21 protein-coding genes are annotated in these 20,011 nt (G+C 66.1%); 10 read left to right on the top strand and 11 right to left on the bottom strand.

Features of this window, described 5'->3' with window-relative positions:
- The first annotated feature begins 24 nt into the window (after positions 1–24).
- Positions 25–582: a cytochrome c gene (locus tag NZ951_06215; protein MCS7207511.1), complete on the top strand. Its 558-nt coding sequence runs from the start codon at positions 25–27 to the stop codon at positions 580–582.
- Here NZ951_06215 and NZ951_06210 read toward each other — a convergent pair.
- Positions 579–1,400: a hypothetical protein gene (locus NZ951_06210; GenBank protein ID MCS7207510.1), complete on the bottom strand. Its 822-nt coding sequence runs from the start codon at positions 1,398–1,400 to the stop codon at positions 579–581. The two genes, NZ951_06215 and NZ951_06210, sit on opposite strands and share 4 nt — an antisense overlap.
- Positions 1,393–4,950: a DNA polymerase III subunit alpha gene (locus NZ951_06205; protein MCS7207509.1), complete on the bottom strand. Its 3,558-nt coding sequence runs from the start codon at positions 4,948–4,950 to the stop codon at positions 1,393–1,395. Before NZ951_06205 ends, NZ951_06210 begins: the two co-directional genes overlap by 8 nt.
- A gap of 47 nt (positions 4,951–4,997) precedes the next feature.
- Here NZ951_06205 and NZ951_06200 point away from each other — a divergent pair, with 47 nt between their 5' ends.
- Together NZ951_06200 and NZ951_06195 are read left to right on the top strand one after the other, a co-directional pair.
- Entirely contained in the window at positions 4,998–5,576 is a 579-nt protein-coding gene (locus NZ951_06200; GenBank protein MCS7207508.1) for a DUF1122 family protein, read from the top strand.
- 362 nt (positions 5,577–5,938) lie between these two features.
- Positions 5,939–6,376, top strand: a complete 438-nt coding sequence (locus tag NZ951_06195; protein MCS7207507.1) for a c-type cytochrome — start codon at positions 5,939–5,941, stop codon at positions 6,374–6,376.
- Here the strand turns inward: NZ951_06195 and truD are convergent.
- From truD to tenA, 4 genes are all read right to left on the bottom strand, one after another.
- The gene (gene truD, locus NZ951_06190; GenBank protein ID MCS7207506.1) at positions 6,360–7,574 is read right to left on the bottom strand and encodes a tRNA pseudouridine(13) synthase TruD; all 1,215 of its coding nucleotides are present in this window, start codon (positions 7,572–7,574) and stop codon (positions 6,360–6,362) included. The two genes, NZ951_06195 and truD, sit on opposite strands and share 17 nt — an antisense overlap.
- A gap of 30 nt (positions 7,575–7,604) precedes the next feature.
- The gene (locus NZ951_06185) at positions 7,605–8,564 is read right to left on the bottom strand and encodes a cyclase family protein (protein ID MCS7207505.1); all 960 of its coding nucleotides are present in this window, start codon (positions 8,562–8,564) and stop codon (positions 7,605–7,607) included.
- Between the two features lie 37 nt (positions 8,565–8,601).
- The gene (locus tag NZ951_06180) at positions 8,602–9,204 is read right to left on the bottom strand and encodes a VTT domain-containing protein (protein ID MCS7207504.1); all 603 of its coding nucleotides are present in this window, start codon (positions 9,202–9,204) and stop codon (positions 8,602–8,604) included.
- A gap of 80 nt (positions 9,205–9,284) precedes the next feature.
- A complete protein-coding gene (gene tenA / locus NZ951_06175) occupies positions 9,285–9,947 on the bottom strand; it encodes a thiaminase II (protein ID MCS7207503.1) in 663 nt (220 codons plus the stop codon).
- 87 nt (positions 9,948–10,034) lie between these two features.
- Here tenA and NZ951_06170 point away from each other — a divergent pair, with 87 nt between their 5' ends.
- Together NZ951_06170 and NZ951_06165 are read left to right on the top strand one after the other, a co-directional pair.
- Positions 10,035–11,135 (top strand): mandelate racemase, encoded by a 1,101-nt coding sequence (locus tag NZ951_06170; protein ID MCS7207502.1) that lies wholly within the window; start codon positions 10,035–10,037, stop codon positions 11,133–11,135.
- A gap of 10 nt (positions 11,136–11,145) precedes the next feature.
- Positions 11,146–11,544: a VOC family protein gene (locus NZ951_06165; protein ID MCS7207501.1), complete on the top strand. Its 399-nt coding sequence runs from the start codon at positions 11,146–11,148 to the stop codon at positions 11,542–11,544.
- A gap of 54 nt (positions 11,545–11,598) precedes the next feature.
- Here NZ951_06165 and NZ951_06160 read toward each other — a convergent pair whose 3' ends face one another.
- Together NZ951_06160 and NZ951_06155 are read right to left on the bottom strand one after the other, a co-directional pair.
- The gene (locus tag NZ951_06160) at positions 11,599–12,921 is read right to left on the bottom strand and encodes a sodium-dependent transporter (protein MCS7207500.1); all 1,323 of its coding nucleotides are present in this window, start codon (positions 12,919–12,921) and stop codon (positions 11,599–11,601) included.
- A gap of 3 nt (positions 12,922–12,924) precedes the next feature.
- Complete coding sequence (locus tag NZ951_06155) at positions 12,925–14,109, bottom strand: acyl-CoA dehydrogenase family protein (GenBank protein ID MCS7207499.1); 1,185 nt, start codon at positions 14,107–14,109, stop codon at positions 12,925–12,927.
- An 82-nt stretch (positions 14,110–14,191) separates the two neighbouring features.
- Between NZ951_06155 and NZ951_06150 the strand changes: the two genes are divergently transcribed.
- The 5 genes from NZ951_06150 to dtd all read left to right on the top strand — a co-directional run bounded on the left by NZ951_06150 (position 14,192) and on the right by dtd (position 17,339).
- Positions 14,192–14,653 (top strand): RidA family protein, encoded by a 462-nt coding sequence (locus tag NZ951_06150; GenBank protein ID MCS7207498.1) that lies wholly within the window; start codon positions 14,192–14,194, stop codon positions 14,651–14,653.
- A 69-nt stretch (positions 14,654–14,722) separates the two neighbouring features.
- Positions 14,723–15,691: a 2-hydroxyacid dehydrogenase gene (locus tag NZ951_06145; protein ID MCS7207497.1), complete on the top strand. Its 969-nt coding sequence runs from the start codon at positions 14,723–14,725 to the stop codon at positions 15,689–15,691.
- 49 nt (positions 15,692–15,740) lie between these two features.
- Positions 15,741–16,457 (top strand): ribonuclease activity regulator RraA, encoded by a 717-nt coding sequence (locus NZ951_06140; GenBank protein ID MCS7207496.1) that lies wholly within the window; start codon positions 15,741–15,743, stop codon positions 16,455–16,457.
- 120 nt (positions 16,458–16,577) lie between these two features.
- Complete coding sequence (locus NZ951_06135) at positions 16,578–16,871, top strand: hypothetical protein (GenBank protein ID MCS7207495.1); 294 nt, start codon at positions 16,578–16,580, stop codon at positions 16,869–16,871.
- A gap of 6 nt (positions 16,872–16,877) precedes the next feature.
- Positions 16,878–17,339 (top strand): D-aminoacyl-tRNA deacylase, encoded by a 462-nt coding sequence (gene dtd, locus NZ951_06130; protein ID MCS7207494.1) that lies wholly within the window; start codon positions 16,878–16,880, stop codon positions 17,337–17,339.
- A 35-nt stretch (positions 17,340–17,374) separates the two neighbouring features.
- Here the strand turns inward: dtd and NZ951_06125 are convergent, their stop codons facing one another.
- The 3 genes from NZ951_06125 to NZ951_06115 all read right to left on the bottom strand — a co-directional run bounded on the left by NZ951_06125 (position 17,375) and on the right by NZ951_06115 (position 19,761).
- Positions 17,375–18,133, bottom strand: a complete 759-nt coding sequence (locus tag NZ951_06125; protein MCS7207493.1) for a hypothetical protein — start codon at positions 18,131–18,133, stop codon at positions 17,375–17,377.
- Positions 18,126–18,587, bottom strand: coding sequence for a transcriptional repressor (locus tag NZ951_06120; protein ID MCS7207492.1), 462 nt, complete (start codon positions 18,585–18,587; stop codon positions 18,126–18,128). Before NZ951_06120 ends, NZ951_06125 begins: the two co-directional genes overlap by 8 nt.
- Before the next feature lie 169 nt (positions 18,588–18,756).
- A complete protein-coding gene (locus NZ951_06115) occupies positions 18,757–19,761 on the bottom strand; it encodes an LLM class flavin-dependent oxidoreductase (GenBank protein MCS7207491.1) in 1,005 nt (334 codons plus the stop codon).
- Positions 19,762–20,011 lie beyond the last annotated feature (250 nt).

Here is a 20,011-nt window from a genome sequence, read left to right as displayed (position 1 = left end):
CATCCACCGAAGGGGTTGCTGCCTATGTGGAAAGGGGCATTGCTACTGGTGGGGGCGTTAGTGCTGGGCCTGCTGGCCTCCGCCTGTGCGCGCACCGGCACCTACCCCCTGGATATCTATTACGAGATGCACTACAGCGAAGCCTACCGCGCCGGGGAGCCAGCTCGGTGGGACGTGCCCGCGGAGGCGGTGCCCCGCCAGGGGAAGAAGCCGGTTGCTGTCACCATTCCCTTTGACCAGGCGGAAGGTTTGCGCCCCACCATCCCCAATACCCCCGAGAACCGCCGCTGGGGGCGGGAGTTGTTCGCCATCAACTGCGCCCCCTGCCATGGTGTGTATGGCGACGGGCAAAGCCTGGCCGCAGACCGTATCACCGATGCCACAACGATTCGCCCCCCGGCCATGGCCAGCGACCGGGTGCGCGGGCGCGCCGATGGCCAGATCTACCACACCATCAGCAACGGGCGGGGGCTGATGCCCGCTATGGGCAAACTGCTCTCCGAAGACGAGCGGTGGGCCATCGTGTTCTGCGTGCGGGCTATGGCCCAAACGGGTTTGCCCCCCGCCCAGGCCTGTCCCTAGCCCGTCCCCACCACCACGCTCACTTCGGCTAGGCGCGGATACCCCCGTGCCGTCAGGCGCAGGCTCCATTGGATGGAGCAGTGATGGGGGAGGACGCAGGTGGGCGGGGCCTGGGGGGGAATCCCCAAGCTGAAGGAGAGGACGCGCTCAGCATAGGCCCCCAAAGACACTGACGGGAAAGCCACTCGCCCTACGGTGAACGCCCACTCCCGCGGGGGCACCCGCTCCCTCTGCACCAGGTCCAGGCGCAGGTCGTTGAGCACGACGGGGTGGGAGGCGACCAGGGCCAGGGAGCCTTGAACCCGCTGCCCCGCCACGAGGGTGCGGGGCGCCTCCAACCGCACGCTGATGCTCTCCTCACGCGGAGAAGGGGGGAGCCCCTCCCACGGCGGGGGGGAGGTGTGCACCCGTAGGGGTGCCACCTCCCAGCGGTCGGGGGCGTGGGGGATGTCCAAACGAGCGCGCAGGGTGTAGACCATCTGAAGCATGCGCCCGCGGGCGGTGGGGGGTGCATCGGCGGGAAGGGGCACCTCCAGACGATAGGAGGCAGTGCCAGGGCCTAGCTTGTGTCCAATGGGCAGGGCATGGTGGGTGCGGATGACCCTTTCGGTGGCCCAGCGCCACAGGCGCAGGGGGCCCCACCCCAACGATCCCACCACCCGCCGCAAGACCCCCCACACCTCCACCCGCACCGCCCGCACTTCATAGGCGCGGGGGAGGGCCAGGTTCACGGTGCAAAGGACAGGCTGGCCCGGCATCGCCGGCCCCTCGGGGCCGATAAGGGTCAGGGGTGGTGCTCCCCTAGCGATCTTATGCACGCTCCTCCTCAAGGATGACGCTATGGGGGCCCAGGCGCTCCTCTAGCTGGCGCTGGAGGCCGTCGCTATAGGCGACGCTGATGGTGGGCAACTCCACGCGCACCCTCTTCCCTCCGCTGACCAGGAGCAGGAAAACCCTATCGGGGCCGGGATGTTCCAGCAAAAGTTTCAAGGTATCCCGGAGAAGGGCTTCATCAGCTTGGGGGTCGCTGGTCTCCTGCAGGCGTAGGATAAGCCGTCGCGGGGGAGGGGCCTGGGCGCTGGTGCCATTGGTCAGGGGCCGGCTGTGGGTGCCGTTCGCATGGGATGGCCTGTGGAGGGATAGGGCTGGAGGGGGCTCTGCCCCTTCCGATGCGGGGGCATCGGGTATCTGGTAGGGGCGCACCTCGTCCACCACCACCGAAACCTCCTCGTCCCGGTGGCGCAGGCGTCCCACTACCCACACCAGGTTCCCCTCCCGCCAGAGGGAGCGGGTGGTCTCATACACCGGGGGCCACACCACCATCTCCACTTGGCCGTCCAGCAGGGCCAGGGAGGCGGTCAGGAAGGGGCGCTTCTCCTTTGTGAAGGACTCCCGCACGCTGGCCACCTGCCCCACCAGCACCACCCTTTGCCCAGTCATCTCGGGGTCCAGTTGGGTGCGGGAGAGGATGGCATCGGTGCCGGCCAGGGCCTGGGCGATGGCGGGCAGGGGGTTGTGGGAAAGGGCCACCCCCAGCAGGTCGCGCTCCCATTGGGCATACTCGCGTGGCGCAGGGGATGCGGAGGGCAGGTCCATGCTGGGCAGGGGCACCGCCACCTGGTGGCCGAACAGGTCAAACATGGTCATCTGGCCGGCCTCGCGCCGACGGGCCTCCTGGTGGGAGAGGGCCAGGATGCGTTCCACGCTGGCCAGGAGGCTCGCCCGCTCCCCAAAGCAGTCCAATGCCCCCGCTTTAATGAGGCTCTCCAGGGTGCGGCGGTTCATGCCCCGCAGGTCGCATCGTCGGCAGAAGTCGGCCAGATCCCGGAAAGGTCCCCCCTCCTGGCGCGCCTTCAGGATAGGGAGAACGGCGCTCTCGCCCACATTCTTCACCGCCGCCAGGCCGATGCGAATAGCACGCCGCCCGTCGGCGGTCGTCTCAATGGTATAGTGCACGGCGCTGGCGTTGACATCGGGCAGAAGCACGGGAATCCCCATGCGCTGGCACTCGTGGATGGCGGCGGCCGTCTTGTCCAAGTCGCCCAGGCGGGTGTTCAGGACGGCGGTCATGAACTCCACCGGGTAGTTGGCCTTGAAGTAGGCTGTCCAGTAGGCCACCAGGGCATAGGAGACGGCGTGGGCCTTGTTGAAGGCGTAGCCGGCGAACGGCTCAATCAGGCGGAACAGGGCTTCGGCGTCGTCGCGGGTGTAGCCCCGTTGCAGGGCACCGCTGATGAAGCGCTCCCGCTCCTTCTCCATAATCTCGGGCACCTTTTTGCCCATGGCCTTGCGCACCACATCGGCCTGGCCCAGGGTGTAGCCGGCGATGCGCTGGACGATCTGCAGCACCTGCTCCTGGTAGACGATGACACCGTAGGTCTCTTCCAGGATGCCCTTCAGGTCGGGGTGGGGGTAGCGCACCGGCTCCACGCCCTGACGGGCCTTGATGTAGGTGGGGATGTGCTCCATAGGGCCTGGGCGATACAGGGCGATGAGGGCCGCCACCTCCCGCAAGGAGGCGGGCTTCAGGTCGCGGATGCACCGGCGCATGCCGGCGCTCTCCAGTTGGAACAGGTCGGTGGTTTCCCCTGTGGCCAGAAGGGCGTAGGTCTTGGGGTCGTCCAGGGGTATGGCGGTGAGGTCCACCTCCAGGCCCCGTTGCTGGCGCACCAGGTCGCGCGCCTTCTGCAGGATGGTCAGGTTAGCCAGGCCCAGGAGGTCCATCTTCAGCAGGCCCAGGCGGGCGATGGGGTCCATACTGTATTGGGTCATGGCGATGCCGTGCTCTTGGCCGCGCACGGGGCGCTGCAGGGGCACATATTCCGTCAGGGGCTCCCCCGTGATGACGACCCCCGCAGCGTGGGTGCTCACATGGTGCACCAGACCCTCCAGGCGCTTGGCCGTGTCCAGCAGGTCGCGGATGATGCTGTCCTGGTCATAGAGCATCTGCAATTCGGGTTGGGCCTGGAGGGCTTCGTCCAAGGTGCGGGCGCGGGCGGGAATAAGGCGCGCTACCCGGTCCACATCGGCGTAGGTGAGGCCCTTCACCCGCCCCACATCCCGCACGGCGGCCTTGGGGCCCATCGTCCCAAAGGTGATGATCTGGGCCACCTGCTCCCGCCCGTAACGGCGCACCACATACTCCAAGACCTCGGGGCGCCGGTCGTCCTGGAAGTCCATGTCAATATCGGGCATCTCTTTGCGCTCCTCGTTGAGGAAGCGCTCAAAGACCAGGCCGTATTCCAGGGGGTCCACATCGGTAACTCCCAGGCAGTACAGCACGAGGCTGGCGGCCGCCGACCCCCGCACCCCATAGAGGATGCCCCGCTCGCGGGCGAAACGGGTGATATCCCACACCACCAGGAAGTAATTGGCGAAGCGCGTCTTGCGGATGACCTCCAGTTCATAGGCCAGGCGCTGGCGGTAGGCCGCAGGGGCGTGGGGTTTACGCCGTTCCAGGCCCTCAGCGCACAGGCGTTCCAAGTAGGTCTGGGCGTCGAGACCGTGGGGGACGGGGAAGTGGGGGAGGCGCAGGCCGCCCAGCCCCACATCGGGAGGCTGGCACTGCGCGGCGATGCGTAGGGTCGCCTCCACCGCCTCGGGCAGGTCGGGGAACAGGGCGGCCATCTCCTCGGCGCTCTTCAGGTAGAAGGAATCCCCCTCCATCTTGAGGCGCTTGGGGTCCTGGAGGGTGGTGCCCGTGTGGATGCAGATGAGAATCTCTTGCAGCGGAGCCTCGTCGGGGGTGGTGTAGTGGGAGTCGTTGGTGGCCACCAGAGGAATGCCCATCTCCCGGGACAAGAGGCGCAGAACAGGGTTGACCTTGTGAAGGTCAGCAACGCCGGGGTGCTCCTGGATTTCCAGGTAGTAATCCTCGCCGAACACCTCCCGATACCATCCCGCCACGCGGCGGGCGGGCTCAATGCCCCCCTCCAGGATGGCGCGGGCCAGTTCGCTGTTCAGACACCCCGACAGGCACACCAACCCCTCCCGATGCCGGACGAGGAGGTCTTTATCAATGCGGGGCTTATAGTGGAAGCCCTCCAGGTGGGCTTTGCTCACTAGGTGGATGAGGTTTTTGTAGCCCTGGGTGTTTTTGGCCAGCAGGGTCAGGTGGAAGGGGCTTTTCTCCTCGTTCCCCCGGCTGTGGCGCGAGGTCTTGGCCACATACACCTCACAGCCGATGATGGGCTTGATGCCCGCCGCTTGGCATTCCAGGAAGAACTCTATGGCTCCGTAGAGGTTGCCGTGGTCGGTGAGAGCCAGGGCGGGCATACCCAACTCTTTGGCTCTCCGCACCAGGTCCCGGATGCGGGAGAGGCCGTCCAGCATGCTGTATTCGGTATGGGTGTGCAGATGGACGAACATGGGCACAGCACCTAGCCCTATTATAGGGAGAGGGAGCACCTACGCCTATGGCCGACCAGACCGGAACACAGGCCTCTAGCCCCTCGGCGCTGCCCCCTGAAAAGGCCTTGACCGCCGCCGAAGCCCTCTTGACATTGGACGGGAGGCCTTTCCTGGGAGGACGCCTGCGGGTGGAGGTGGGGCCGACCAATCGGGTGGGGGCCCACTACTTTCGCCTGTGGTGGCTCACACCCAGCGGGGAGCCGACCCATCCCCCCCTGGTGGAGGGTCTGCACCACCGCGGCTCTTACCCCGCTACCAACTGGGTGGAGGTGATGACTTTGCCCTCTGTTGTGGAGGGGGCGGGGGTGCGCTTGGCCCTGGAGGGGGAGGCGCTGGTGGCCCTTTTGCGCCTGCTGCGGGCGCTCCTGCCCCCGGGGGGGCACATCATGGTGGAATACGAAGCCCCCCACCGTGCCGACACCCGCCGCGCCCTGGAGCGGGGCACCCCTCCCGAGGCTACGCCCCTGGGCCAGGCACTTCTCCAGGCGGGCTTCACGGGAGGCTTCCGCGACTGGTACTTCGCCGAGGGGTGGGCGGAAGGCCCGCGCAAACTCCAGGCCTTCCTGCCCTTCACGAAGCGCTAGGCCTGTTGACAATGTTCTCGGCGCACGGGCAGAGGGCCCCCGTGCTTTCGGTGCCCTTCGAGCCGGGATAAGACGGCCCCCTGAACGGAAGGTCAGGCCCGTGCCCCTTCCAGCGGGGCCATTCCCCTTCAGGTAGGACTTTCGGTGCTGGCCTTTCGGCCCTCTGTCTTTGTCCGTCTGGGTGGGGACGCCTATCCCTCAGGCCTTCTCTGCCCTTCGCCTGGGGAGGCCGATGCTAGACTTTTCCCGGGAGCGTGTGTTACACTTATCACAAGGATACGCTTGACAATGCCCAGCGCTAGGGCCCATTTTCCCTTTGTGTAGCGACACTGGCAGTGGGCATAACATAAGGAGGCACAATTATGCTTCGTCTGGCCCTTATTGGACTTGCCGTGGGTGTGGTGGTGTTCCTGACGGCATGCGGTGGAGGGGGCGCTGCTCAGCCCGCCCCCACACCAACCCCGCGCGCTGGGGTTACCCCTGCGGCGCGCACGCCTACTCCCGCTCGCACCGTGGCCGCTGGGGATGTGAACCGAGGCAAGCAAGTGTACGCGGGCACCTGTGCCGTCTGCCACGGCCAGAACGCCGAGGGGGTACAAGGGTTGGGTGTGGACCTGCGCAAGAACGAATTCATTCAACGCCTCACCGATGCCCAACTGCTGGACTTCCTGAAGGTGGGCCGCGCCGCCGACGCTCCCGATAACAGGACCAAGGTCGCCATGCCCCCCAAGGGCGGCAACCCCGCCCTCACCGACCGCGACCTGCAGGATGTCATCGCCTTCCTCAGGACTCTGCAGTAACGGCTGGTTCCCCCTCAAGGGGCACGCCCGCCAGGATGCCCGCCCCCTTTACCACCAGGGTGGCATAGGAGCCGGGGGGAAGGGCGAAGGCGATTCTTACCTTCCAGCGTCCGGGGAAGCGGTCATCGGGCTGGGCCTCCCCCACCCTCAGGTCGGCGGGGAACAGGAGCAAGGGGCGCTCCCCCCGCCCCAAGTAGGCGTGGGTGAGGTGGCGCGCTTTCAAGTCCTTCAGGGCAAGCCCCTCCTGGGCAAGGGTTTCGGCCATACTCCGCTCGGCTTGGTGGTCGGGGAAGGACATCTTGTGATGGGGAAGGGGGAGACTCATCTTCCGTAGGCGTTCCCGCAGGTCTGGCTCCCAAGCCTCATACAGGGGAAGGGCACACCCGGCAATGGTCAACCCCTCCACAACCGCACCTGTGGGTTCCAGCAGAGCCCGCAACCACCGCCCCACCGCACAGTTCCATAGCCACGCCTGGTAAGCGGAGAGAAACAGGGAGAGCAAGGCAGGGGCGATGCGGTCGACTGCCTGACGGAAGGCGGTGGGGTGGTCCTTCAGGTAGGTGAGGACGCTCCGCAGGGGCCCCCGAGGGGCGTGGGGCAGAAGGCGCTCCCACTGCCCCCAGTGCTGGCGCGCCAGGGTCTTGAAGGCGCGCACCCGCCTGCCTTCTCCCGGCAGGGGGGTGGCTAAAAAGAGGCGGAGGGCCTTCTCGCCGTCCCCGAGGAGCAAGGCTTTGCCGATGCACCCCTCCCCTGGGACGCAAGAGCCGAAGCGTTGGCTGTCAAAATAGTTGGGGAGGCCCTCTCTGGGGCGCCTTTCCAGGGCTGAGCGCAGGCGGGGGACTTCGTCTTGGCCCAGGTGGCGCAGGGTCAGGGTGAAGGCGTTGCCCTGCAGGTCGTGGGGCGAGAGGGGACGGGGTGCCCGCCCCACCCTTTCGGCCTCCCACCCCTCCCCGCGAAGGTGCGCCGGCCCCTCTCCCCGCACCGAGGCGAACTGGACGGCCACGGCTTGCCGATCCTTCTGGGCGGGGAAGACCACGTCCCGCCGCGAGAGGCCTAACCCCTGGGCAAGCCCTGCCTGCACCGCCAGGGTGGTAACGCCTACCTTGCGGATGCGGTACAGGGTGAAAGGGCCGGGAGCAAGGGGCAGGGCGATGCGCTCCTCCACGTAAAAGTCGTCGGGGCAAACCTTGAGGCGCACGCCCTCCCCTTGGGGCCGATGGATGGCGGCCTACTTGATGGCCTGGGGGTTGATCGGGGAGCCGACTGCCCCCGTGATGGGCAGGGGTGGGGCGCAGAAGAACATCGCATAGCGTCCGTCCTTGGCGCAATCCTCGGCCAAGGCGTCCAGGTCAAAAATTTCCCCCACCAGCAGGCCCATGTTGGGGATGGCGACCACGTGCCAGGGCTGGCGCACATCGGGCACCTCGTTGGGGCGCACCTCCACCCCCCAGGTGTCGGCGCAGACCGCTGCGACCTCCTTCTCGTAAATCCAGGGGATGGTCAAAAGGGAGAGGCCCGGCGCATCGCCCCCGGCGTAGTCGCCCCAGTCGCCCCGGGCGCGGCAGAGGGTGATGTGGCCCGTGCGCACCAGGAGGAAGTCGCCGCGGCGCACCTGCACCCCTTGCTGGCGCAGGCAGGCGTCCAGGTCTTCGGGATAAATAGGCGTCCCAGGCTCCAGCCAGCGGACGCCCTTACTGCGGGGGATGTCCAAGAGCACGGCACGCCCCACGATCCGTGCCCGCATCTTGTCAATGGAGTTTTTGGCGGCACCCTGGGCGGTAACCAGGGCGGCGGAGCGCCCGTTATACATCATCCCTTTGTAAAAGATGTGGGCCAGGCTGTCCCACTGGGTGGCACATTGCAAAGGCATGGTTACGATGTCATCACTGCCGGCCATAATGGGGGGTTCGCCCCCTTCGCCAGAGGCCAAAGCATCCGTCCCCGTGCGGAGCATGGTGTGGACGGGGTTGAAACGGCGGGTGTAGTGCCCGGGGCGCTGGGGGCCCAGGTGGTTAAAGTCAATAGCCAGGCTGAAGACCTTCCCGTCCCGTATGAGTGTGGCCGCCTCTCGCACCGTGTCCGGAGTAACGAAGTTAAGGGTGCCCAGTTCGTCCTCGGGGCCCCAGCGCCCCCAGTTGCGATACCGCTCGGCCAACTGCACCACAAAGGAACGGTCAAAAGTCGGCATACTCCCCCTCCTGGTAGTTGTCCTAGCCTAGCACAGTCTAATCCATGCCACCTAGCCACCGTAACACAGGCATGAGGCCCCGGTAGCACAGGTAGGAGATCCAGAGGTTCTTCACCAGTTTGCCACTGAACACCAGGGGATAGAAGAGGTGCAGGGGGTAGCGCAGGCTCCCCGCCGTAATGCCCACGATGTCAAACAGGGGGTTGGGGATGATGCAGGCCAGGAACAGCACCAGCCCCCCGCGGTAGCGCATCCAGGCGTAGAAGCGCAGGTAGTAAGGGTGCTTCTCCACCAGGGTGCGCCCCCCAATGCCGGCCAGGTAACCGCTGGTCTCGCCAATGGCCTCTCCCGCCGCTGCCAAAGCCGCCACCGCCCACAGGTTCAAGGCCAGCACCCCCGCCCCCGCACACACCGACGCCAACCCCGGTATGGGCACGAAGATGGACGCCGCCCCCACCAAACTCAGCAGGAAGATGCCCGGGTATGTGGCGGTGCGGATGGCCCAGAGGAAGTTGCGAAAGATAATCGCCCCCACGATGATGAGCGCTACAACCACCAGGGCCACTATGCGCTGAATCCGCTCGCGGCGGGTTGTCCCTGTCAAGCGGAGCAGGGCGATCCACTGATAGGGGCGCACCATACGTGGAGGCTCCGTGCCCTATGCTAGGGCGTGGTATGCCTCTGGTCAAGGCATAGGGAACCGCCCAGACCTGTCCCCCCCTACACCGGCCACCCCTCTTTCCGCCAGCCCATATCCCAAAACATCCACTCCAGGGTGCTGGTGATGACGAAGTGGTGGCGCATGGTCTCCCGCTGGGCGTCGGTGAGGGTTTCGGCGAGGGCATCGGTTACGGCGATGGTTCCCCGCACCACCTTCTCGTATTCGGTGCTGGCGTAGGTATCTATCCAGCGCTGGTACAGGGGCTTGGGGGAGCCCCGCCTCTCCAACGCCTTCCCCACCTCCAGGTAGATCCAGTAGCAGGGCAAGAAGGCGGCCACCCCTTCATAAAACGGGCGCTCATAGGCCACCCGCAGAAGGTAGGAGGTATACAGCAGATTGGTGGGGGCCAAGGGGGTGGCATACACCTGCTCCGGGGTCAGCCCCCAGTGGGCGAAAAAGGCCTCGTGCAGGGCACGCTCCACCTGCAAGGCGTCGCGGGCGTCCTGGGCGAACTTCATGAGCCAGGCATCCTGGGGGGCTTTGGCACCCAAAAGGGCCAGGCCCCGGGCGAAGTCCCGCAGGTAGAGGGCGTCCTGCACCACATAAAAGCGGAAGGCCTCTTCGGGGAGTGTGCCGTCCGTCAGGCCCTGCAGAAAGGGATGGGCCAGGATGCGCGAAAAGATGTCCTCTATGCTCCGCCAGAGGGTTGTGCTGAAGGCCATCGCCCACCTCCTGTGCTGTGTGGGGGGTGCGGGGTGCTCCAAAGTGCTATAGTAGTCGCAAAACCGCTTCTGCCCAAGGGGGGAGCCGTGAAAATCACTGGGCTCACCGTTCGGTTGGTCAAATGGGAGGCCCCGCCCTACCGTTCGGGGCGCAACACCTTCGGAGGGGTGAAGCAGTTGGGTGTTCTGGCCGTTCACACCGATGCAGGCGTGGAGGGGTATGCTTTCCTGGGCTCCCCACGCCAGGGGGCGGACGCCTTTGTCGGCCCTCTGATGGAGTTCCTAAAGCCCCTGGTAGTGGGGCGTAACCCCCTGGACATCGGGGCCCTCTGGGGGGAGATGTGGCGTTTGAACCGTGTCGTCTCCACCCAGGCCATCGGCGCAGTGGATATAGCCCTGTGGGACATCGCTGGGAAGGTGGCGGGCCTGCCCATTCACCGCCTGCTGGGCACCTGCCGGGAGAAGGTGCCCGCCTACGCCAGCTCCCCCTCCTGGCCTCGGGTGGAGGACTATGTGGAGGAGGCCCTGCGCTTCCGCGCCCGGGGGTGGACGGCTTACAAAATCCACCCCCATGGCAACCCCCAAATGGACATCGCCATCTGCCGCGCCGTGCGCCAGGCCGTGGGCGATACCATGACCCTTATGCTGGACTCCATGTGGGCCTACACCTACGAGGACGCCATTCGGGTGGGACGCGCCTTGGAGGACCTGGACTACTACTGGTACGAGGACCCCCTGGCCGAAGAGGACATCTACAACTACACCAAACTCTGCCAGAAACTGGACATCCCCATCATGTCGGTGGAGTGGGTGCCTGGGCGCTTCTACGGGACGCCCATCTGGATTCTGCAGAAGGCCACGGACATCCTGCGGGGGGATGTGGCGGTGTCGGGGGGCATTACCCCCTTGCTGAAAATCGCCCACCTGGCCGAGGCCTTCCGCATGAAGTGCGAAATCCATCACGGGGGCAACTCCCTCAACAATGTGGCCAATCTGCATGTGATCATGGCTATTCCCAACTGCGACTACTACGAGCACTTCCCCTCCACGGGGGCCAACGAGTTCGGCCTGGTGGAGGACATCCGTGTGGACAGCCAGGGCTATGTCCACGCCCCCACCAAGCCTGGCCTGGGCTATGAGATCGATTGGGAGCGCATCCGCCACGCCACCCTGCAGGTTCTGCAATAGGAGGTGCGTCGTGTTCAAATGGATTGACCACATCGTGGTGGCGGTGAACAACCTGGAGCAGGCAGTGCAGGACTATGAGAAGCGCCTGGGACTGAAGCCCACAGGGGAGGTGGGCAAGGCTCATCCCCACCTGGGCCTGCGCAACGCCTACTTCTACCTGGGCACCTCGGGGCGCTTCATTGAACTGGCCGAGCCCCTCGGCCCCGATACCCCCCTGGGGCGCACCCTCCAGCGGCGGGGCGAGGGGATTCACCTGGTGGCCCTGGCGGTGGAGGACCTGGCCCAGGCCCGCGACGCCCTCAAAAGCCGAGGAGTGCAGCTCATTGAAGCCGGGGGACTGGTGTTCATTCACCCCAAAGACACCCACGGCATCCTGTTCCAACTGGTGGAGCGCAAGGGGGAAAAGTAGGGCTTCTTGCGGGGGGTGGCCAGGATTTCCGGTGCACAGGCAGGGGCGGACGTTCTAGCGCACCAGGCGTTGGAACACCGTAGCCCCCAGCACCCCCAGGATGGAGAGGGGCACCGCAAAGCGCACCAGCCAGGTGCCCGACCACCCCACAAAGCCCCTCTGCACATCGGTTACCATCAGGCGCGTGGGGGCGAGCCACCCCAGCACCACCGCCGTTGCCAACACCCCCAAGGGCAGGAGCACCAGCCCCGTCAGGTTGTCCAGGATGTCCAGCACTGGGGCACCCGCCAGGCGCAGGCCGCCACCACTGTAACTGAGGGCGCTGGGCAGGCCCAGAAGCACCAGGGCCACCGCCACCAGGGGCAATGCGCGCCGCCGGGGTACCCCTATCCCCTCCTCTAGGCCCACCAGCGCCGTCTGCAACAGGGAGACCGAAGGGCCAATCCCCGCAATGCCCAACAGCAGGTAGAACAGCCCCGCCACCACCTGCCCCGTGGCCCCCGAAAACTGGCGGAACAGGTGGGGCAGAGTATCAAAGGCCAGGCCGGGGCCGGCCGCCGGCTCCCCGCCGTAGGAGAACACAATGGGGAACACCACAAACCCCGCCAGCAGGGCCGCCGACGCATCGGCCAGCACGATCCACAACGACGAGGAGGCGATAGGCTCCTTCTCCTGGGCGTAGGATCCGTAGGTAATCATCACCCCCATCCCCACACCCACCGAGAAGAAGACCTGTCCGAAGGCGGCGGCCCAGACCAAAGGATCGGCCAACGCCGAGGGCTTCGGGTACAGGTAAAAGACGATGCCCTCCCTCCAGCCTGGTAGGGTGGTGCAGAACACGGCCAGGCCCAGCACCAGCAGGAACAAAGTGGGCATCAGGATACGGCTGGCCAGTTCAATGCCCCGGCGCACCCCCAGCCCCACAATGCCCACCGTAACCCCGCACAGCACCAGGAAGAACAGCACCGAGTTGTAGCCGGAGGTATACGCACCGAAGGCGGGGAAGGAGCCACCCAGGCTGTGCACCAGGTAGCCCCACGCCCAGCCCACCACCACCAGATAGTAACTGAGAAGCAGGAAAGACGAGAAGGCGATAAAGGCCCCCACCAGCCCTGCGACGGGGCGCACCGCCCGGAAGGTGCCCACCACTCCCTGCCGAAAGCGCCTGCCCCCCGCCAGTTCCAGCATCAGGATGGGCAATCCACACAAGGCGATAGCCAGGAAGTAGGGCACCAGGAAGGCCCCGCCCCCGTTCATCCCCACCAGGTAGGGGAAACGCCACAGGTTCCCCACCCCGATGGCGGAGCCGATGGTGGCCAAAATGAAGCCCAGGCGGGACGACCACCGCTCCTGGGTAGAAGGCTTCTGCCCCTGCACGGCCTAACCCCGAGGCAGGCCCAGACCCCGCATGGCGATGATGTTCCTCTGCACCTCGCTGGTGCCTGCCCGAATGGTGTGGGAGAAGGAATCGGCCCATTCCAGTGCCAGGCGTCCGTCCCAGAAGGCCCACTTGGAGCCTTTGTCCAGAATCCCATACAGCCCCACCATCTGCACCCCAAAGGCGTAAATCTGCTGGGCCGTCTCGCTCCCCATCAGTTTGGAGAGGGACGCCTCTTTGTTGGGCACCTTCCCCTGGGACTGGAGCCACGCCACCTCATAGGCCACCAGGGTGCCCACCCGCACGCTGATGGCCAGATCCGCCAAGCGGTTGCGCACCAAGGGATTAGCACTCAAGGGCTTTCCCCCGAAGTGTGCCTCCCGCGCCAGTTCGGCCAGTTCATCCACCGCCCGTCGGTTGGAGGCGTGGCGCCCCACGCCCGACCGTTCAAAGTCCAAGGTTGTGGCCGCCACATACCATCCCCGGTTCTTTTCTCCCACCAGGTAGCGCTTGTTCACCCGCACCCCGTCAAAGAACACCTGGTTGAAGTAGTGCACCCCGAACATGTTCAGGATGGGGCGCACCGTAATGCCCGGGGCGTTCATGTCCACAATGAAGGCGCTGATGCCCCGATGCTTTTCGGCCGAGGGGTCGGTGCGGGCCAGCAGGTAGCAGTGGGTGGAGCGATGAGCCCCGGAGGTCCATATCTTGGAGCCATGGAGGATAAAGTCATCCCCGTCCTCCACCGCCCGCATCTGCAACGAGGCCAGGTCGGAGCCGGCTCCCGGTTCGCTGAACCCCTGGCAGAACAGGATTTCCCCGCGGCTGATGCCCGGCAGGAACTCCCGCTTCTGCTCCTCGGTGCCGTAGATCATCAGGGTCGGCCCCACGATGTGAGTGCCCGTGCTCACATCCCGGGTGGGCACCCGCCAATAGGCCGTCTCCTCCTGGTAGATGACCTGCTCCATCACGGAGCGCCCCTGGCCCCCGTATTCCTTAGGCCAGTGGAGGGTCAGCCATCCCCGTTGGGCCATCTTGGCCGTCAGCTGGCGAATGAAACGCCAGTTCTCTTCCACAAAGTAGGAGTCGGGGTCTATCCCCCGCCAATCGGGCGGCAAGACCTGGCGAAAGAACTGGCGCACCTCTTGGCGGAAGGCCTCCTGTTCGGGGGTGAAGCGGAAGTCCATGCCTGCCTCCTGGGCGCTCGCCCTGGTGGGGAAGCGTCTCCCCTGCTATCATAACACCAGTCCACACAGGAAGGAGGTGCGTGTGCATCCCGAGCAGAAGCTGCGCGAGATGGGCCTGACCTTGCCCCCACCCCCCACGCCTGCCGCCAACTATGTAACCGCCGTGCGCACGGGGAACCTGGTGTTCCTGGCTGGGCATGGCCCCCGCCGCCCCGATGGCACCTACATCACGGGCAAGGTGGGGCGCGAGATGACGGTGGAGCAGGCCTACGAGGCTGCCCGCCAAGTGGGCCTCAACCTGCTGGCCAGCCTGAAGGCTGCCATCGGCGACCTGGGCAAGGTGAAGCGGGTGGTGAAAGTGTTGGGGATGGTCAACGCTGACCCCTCCTTCACCGAGCACCCCCGGGTCATCAACGGGTGCTCCGACCTGTTCGTGGCCGTGTTCGGCGACAAGGGGCGCCACGCCCGATCCGCTGTGGGCATGGGGAGCCTCCCCTTCAACATCCCCGTGGAGATTGAGGCCATCGTGGAGGTGGAGGGCTAGGCCCCTCTCCTCTTGCCCCCGCCTCCGCTAGAATGGTGGGGTGCACACACCCTCAGGAGGAGATGCGCTATGGGAAGCCGAGCCGTTTTCCTTGTCCCCCCGGGGCATCCCTGGGCAGAGCGGGCCAAACGCCTGCCCGCCGACCTGGGCGTGCAGATTGTAGATATGACCCTTCCCGACGACCAAAAGGCGGCCCTCTGCAAAGACGCCGAGGTGCTGGTGCTGGGGGTGTCGGAGATTTCCCCAGACTTCGTGCGCCGTTTGCCCCGCCTCAAGTACATCCAACTCCTCTCGGCAGGGTTTGACCGCATGGATGTGCACACCATCTCCGAGATGGGTATCCGCATCTGCAACAACTCGGCGTCCATCGCCCCGTCGGTGGCCGACCACACCATCATGCTCATGCTGGCGTGCCTGCGCCACCTCATCCCCTCCTGGAAGAGCGTCCAGCACCGCCGGTGGGCGCAGGAACTGCAAGGCCTGGACAACCGGGAACTGACAGGGAAGACCATCGGCATCGTGGGGTTTGGGGCCATCGGGCGGGAGGTGGCCCGCCGCCTGCGGGGGTGGGATGTAACCGTGCTGTACCACGACATCGTTCCCGCCCCGCCCGAGGTGGAGCGGGACCTGCGGGTGCGGCGGGTGCCTCTGGAGGACCTCCTGCGCCAGTCGGACATTGTGACCGTCCATGTGCCCCTGAACCGGCGCACCCGGGGGATGATCAACGCTTCCTTCCTCTCCCTGATGAAGCCCACCGCCATCCTGATCAATACCAGCCGCGGGGAGGTGGCCGACGAGCACGCCCTCCTGCAGGCGTTGCGTCAACGGCGCATAGCGGGGGCGGGTTTGGATGTGCTGGCTCAGGAGCCTACCCCGCCCGATAACCCCCTGCTGGACCTGGACAATGTGGTCATTACCCCCCATCGGGCCGGCCCCAGCGTTGAGGTGTGGGAGCGCACCCTGGCCTTCCTCACCCAGAACCTGCGGCGCATGCTCAACGGCCAGGAGCCCCTGTCAGTCATCCGTATCCAGGACTAAAGCGGGCACGGGGCAGCCCCGAGCTTGCCCTGTGGAAAGGAGCCGAGGGATGGCGCAGCGAGAGGTGCCCGAGAGTATCCTGGAGCGCTTCCGCAAGGTCAGCACTGCGACGGTGTTCACCGCCCTTTGGGAGCGGGGCTACCAGCGGGTGCTCATGGAGGAGGTCTACTCCCTGACGCCGGGCCGGCGAATGGTGGGGCGTGCCCGCACTCTGCGCTTCTTGCCGTGGCGTCCTGACCTTGCGCAGGAGGTGCGGCGCGGCCCGGACTCCCCCGAATATCAGGCCATGCAGGCCTGCGGGCCGGGGGATGTGTTGGTGATTGACGCAATGGGCATGCCCTATTGCGCCGTGGGGGGCGATGTGAAGTTCCTCTACCTAAAGATGCGCCGGGCCGAGGGCCTGGTAACCGACGGGGCCATCCGCGACCTGGAGGGGGTGGGGGCCTATGGCTTCGGCATCTTCGCCCGCCGGCGGACGCCCGGCATCGGCCTCCCCTATGGCGACCCCTACCAGGCGGGGGTGGATATCCAATGCGGGGGGGTGCTGGTGCGCCCAGGGGATGTAATCGTGGCCGACGACGACGGGGTGGTGGTCTGCCCGGCCCACCTAGCCGAAGAGGTGGTGGCCTGGTGCGAGGAGCACAAGCAGGTGGAGGAGTGGATCAAGGGGCTGATTCAGAAGGAGAATGTGCCCCCAGGCACATACTACCCCCCCACCGAGGCGACAGTGCGCCTATTCCGAGAGCGGCGCACAACGATGCCCTAGCAGGGTAGCCTTCGGGCGTCCTGTCGCCCCCTCCCCAAGCCGTTGACACTCGCCCCAAGCGATTGCTAGAATTTCTATGTGGTGTTACGAAAACCACCTGCTTCGGGAGGGAGGGGAACGGTGCCGATCTACGAGTATGTCTGCGAGAGCCGCGCCTGTTCCCATCACTTTGAGCTGCGCCAGAGTTTTGACGCCGAGCCTATAGCCACCTGCCCTGTCTGCAATGGCCGTGCCCGGCGGCGCATCAGCCCCGTACCCATCATCTTCCGGGGCAGTGGGTGGTATGTAACCGACTACGCCCGGAAGAACCCCACTCTCTCTTCGTCGGAAGAGTCGTCCAAACCGAGCAACGGGGCCTCGGGCACGGCCGAGGCCAGCAAGGCCGACACGGCCCCCTCCGCCGCCAAAACCTAACTGCCTGTGCGTGCCCTTGTCCAACGCGTCCAGCGCGCCTGCGTCTCCGTCGGCGGGGAGACGGTGGGGGCCATTGGGCCGGGCCTGGTGGTGTTCCTGGGGATTGGCCAGGGCGACACTTTGGAGGACGCCCGCTACCTGGTGGACAAGGTGCTTACCCTGCGGGTGTTCCCGGATGCCGAGGGGCGTTTCCACCACTCGGTGCAGGAGGTGGGGGGCGGCATCTTGGTCATCAGCCAGTTCACCCTTTATGCCGACACCCGCAAGGGGCGACGCCCTAGTTTCACCCAGGCAGCGCCCCCCGCCGAGGCGCAACCCCTCTACGAGCAGGCGGTGGCCTTGTTCCGCCAGAGCGGGCTTGCGGTGGCCACAGGGCGCTTTCAGGAGCGGATGCTGGTGGAGGTGCACAACGACGGCCCCGTCAGCATCCTGATAGACAGCGCCGACCGCCTGAAGCCCAGGGGATAACCCCGCGCCCGAAGGATACTGCGGGCTTTCACCCGCTACCCGAGCAGAGCCGGGAGCAGGGTGCCCCACCCAGCCAGGAAGAGGATGCCCAGCACCAGGCTGAACACCCCCGCCACCACCCCCAGGGCGATGTAGAGCCAGCGCCGTCCCTGGGCACCCAGGAAGCCCATCGTGGTCGCCAGGGTAATGAGAGAGTTGGAGATCACTAGTCCCAGGGTGAAGGTGAACAGGAGCACACTGCCGGCTCCAGCGGCGCTGACCCCGGCCACCGAGGCCAGCAGAAGGGCCTGGCTCCCTGTTTCGGCCCCGATACCGTGAATCATGCCGATGTTCCAGGCCATCAGGGGGCCGGGGGTATCTATGGGCTGGCCCCCGCCCACGGGGACAACGGCAGGTTGACGCCGCAGGAGGGTTGTGAGGCGCCGGTAGAGCGCCCGTGCCCCCGCCAAAAGGAGCATCCACCGACTGCGCAGGCGAAACTCTTGGGGGCTTTGCCAGAGCGTCCAGAAGATCCACGCCCCCAACACCACCAGGGTCGCCCCCACCACCCGCTCCAGGTAGGCGTCCACCCACTCCGGGAGAAGGGTGCCGAACCACAAGGCCAACAGGCCCAGTACCACCACCACAAAGGCATGCCCCAACGCATACAGCGTCCCGATGATAAAACCCCGCAGGCGCGTAGGCTGGGCACCCGTGAGGTCGGCGATGGCAGCGATGTGGTCCCAGTCGACGCCGTGGCGCAGGCCCAAAAGGAGCGTCCCCAGGGCCAGTAGAAGCAGGCTCTGTTCAGGCATCGGCTCTCCTTGGGGAGGCGGGGGAGGCGCTATGAGCCAGGCATTCTTGGCAGAGGCCCTGCAGGGTAAAGTGGGCCATATCGGCCTGGAAGCCGTATTCCCTCCGAACCTCTTCCTGAAGGGCAGCCAGGAAACGGGTAGACATATCCCATGTGCTCCCGCAGGCGCGGCAGACCATATGGTGGTGGCGTTGGCCCTCCCGCACCAGTTCGTAGCGTGTTCCCTGGGGAGTGGCGATCTCCATCACCAGCCCCAAACCCTTCAGGAGGTTGAGTGTGCGGTAGATGGTGGCGATGTCGATATAGGGGTAAACCTTCTGCACCCGGGACAGCACCTCCTCCGCACCCACATGCCCCCCCGCCTCGGCGATAGCCTCCAGCACCATTAGGCGTTGGGGGGTGAGGCGGCGTCCTGTCCCCTTGAGGGTCTCCAGGGCCGCGCTGTGTCCACCCATCTCCGCCTCGTGCAACGATGTGCAATTGCACTATAGGGTTGTGGCAGGGCATCGTCAAGGGGCAGGGGGGGACCCCCCAGAGCGAGAAGGTGGCTGAGGATGGTGCCCAGCCTGCGCCCCGTGTGTTCGCACCTGCGCGCACAGGGTGCGCCCCAAGGGGCGCGACACCCTAGCGGAAGCGGGGCATCACCCGCCGGGCGAACAACTCCATCCCCCGCAGGGCTTGGGACAAGGGCATCCCCGGCCAGTGCATGCGGAAATGGGCGGAGCCGATGCCCAGTTCCGCATAGCGCTCCAGGACACGGGAGCAGTCGTCGGGGGAGCCGATTATGAAGCGGTCCTGGGCCAGGGCGTCCAGGCGCGTGCGGAAGGTCTCCTGGCCGGGAAGGGCCTTGTCCTGTCCCCACTGGGCGTAGGCCTGGTATTTGCCGTAAATGTAGGGCCCCACCTCCTCCCAGGCCTGTTGGGCGGTGGGGGCGCAGTAGAGCTCCCGCCCCATCGGGAGAGGGATGGTGGGGTCTTTCCCCGCCTCTTGGGCAGCCTGACGATAGAGGGCGACCTGGCGTTGAATGGTGGCCAAGGTGGCGTGGGGGTTGATGTTCCAGGGGAGGCCCATTCGCGCCGCGCGGATGATGGCGCTGTCGCTGTTCGCAGCAATCCACAGGGGCGGGTGGGGCTTCTGGAGGGGGCGGAGCACCACCGTGGCCCGCTCCAGGGTGAAGTGCTGTCCGTGAAAGGTAACCTCCTCCTCCGTCCACAGGCGCACCAAGCACTGCACACACTCGGTCATGCGGGAGACACGGCGCTTGGGGTCCACGCCGAAGGCGCGGTATTCCTCGTCCCGGTAGCCCAGGGCGCAACTGATGCCGATGCGCCCCCCGGAGAGCACATCCAGCGTGGCCAAGCTCTCGGCCAAGTCCACGGGGTTGTGGAGGGGGATAATCAGGGTAGTTACCAGGCGCATCTGCCCCGTTTCGGGGATAAGGCGGGCCAGCAGGGGGATGGGCTGGAACATCTGGTAGGGGCTGGTGAGGTAGTGTTGGCCCATCGTCAGGTAGTCAAAGCCCAGGTCCCGGGCGGCCCGCGCCCAGGTGAGGACCTCCTCCACCTGGCGGGAGGGGTCGGTGCCTTTGGGTTGTTGGGCTACGGCCAAGAGGCTGACGCCGAAGCGCACGGTGCACCCCTCGCGCGTGTAGTGGCACACCTAGTATAGCAGGGGGTGGGAGTAGGGGGGCGGTGTGTCCGCCCCGCCGCTGTTGTCCGGGGGGGCATGGTTTGGGATGTGGCCACGCAGCACGCAGGCAATAGAAAAGGCAGAGTAGCCCCACCCCTGCACGGGGTTGCCACGCGCGCAGGGTCGCGCCGGAGTGTCTATGGGAGGGTGGGGGAAATGCTCCAGCCCCCCAGGGGAGGCGCCCAAAGGG

The sequence above is a fragment of the Dehalococcoidia bacterium genome, assembly GCA_025060295.1.
Taxonomy (GTDB): Bacteria; Chloroflexota; Dehalococcoidia; order Lucifugimonadales; family HRBIN23; genus HRBIN23.
The sequence above is the reverse complement of the archived record's forward strand: the minus strand, read 5'-3'. Positions and strand labels throughout refer to the sequence as shown.

Excerpts from the sequence above, each read along its gene's own strand:
- NZ951_06125 (MCS7207493.1), bottom strand. The coding sequence starts at position 18,133 with ATGCCTGAACAGAGCCTGCTTCTACTGGCCCTGGGGACGCTCCTTTTG.
- NZ951_06200 (MCS7207508.1), top strand. The coding sequence starts at position 4,998 with ATGGCCGACCAGACCGGAACACAGGCCTCTAGCCCCTCGGCGCTGCCC.
- NZ951_06140 (MCS7207496.1), top strand. The coding sequence starts at position 15,741 with ATGGCGCAGCGAGAGGTGCCCGAGAGTATCCTGGAGCGCTTCCGCAAG.
- NZ951_06195 (MCS7207507.1), top strand. The coding sequence starts at position 5,939 with ATGCTTCGTCTGGCCCTTATTGGACTTGCCGTGGGTGTGGTGGTGTTC.
- tenA (MCS7207503.1), bottom strand. The coding sequence starts at position 9,947 with ATGGCCTTCAGCACAACCCTCTGGCGGAGCATAGAGGACATCTTTTCG.
- NZ951_06145 (MCS7207497.1), top strand. The coding sequence starts at position 14,723 with ATGGGAAGCCGAGCCGTTTTCCTTGTCCCCCCGGGGCATCCCTGGGCA.
- NZ951_06180 (MCS7207504.1), bottom strand. The coding sequence starts at position 9,204 with ATGGTGCGCCCCTATCAGTGGATCGCCCTGCTCCGCTTGACAGGGACA.
- NZ951_06120 (MCS7207492.1), bottom strand. The coding sequence starts at position 18,587 with ATGGGTGGACACAGCGCGGCCCTGGAGACCCTCAAGGGGACAGGACGC.
- NZ951_06185 (MCS7207505.1), bottom strand. The coding sequence starts at position 8,564 with ATGCCGACTTTTGACCGTTCCTTTGTGGTGCAGTTGGCCGAGCGGTAT.
- NZ951_06205 (MCS7207509.1), bottom strand. The coding sequence starts at position 4,950 with ATGTTCGTCCATCTGCACACCCATACCGAATACAGCATGCTGGACGGC.
- NZ951_06155 (MCS7207499.1), bottom strand. The coding sequence starts at position 14,109 with ATGGACTTCCGCTTCACCCCCGAACAGGAGGCCTTCCGCCAAGAGGTG.
- NZ951_06215 (MCS7207511.1), top strand. The coding sequence starts at position 25 with ATGTGGAAAGGGGCATTGCTACTGGTGGGGGCGTTAGTGCTGGGCCTG.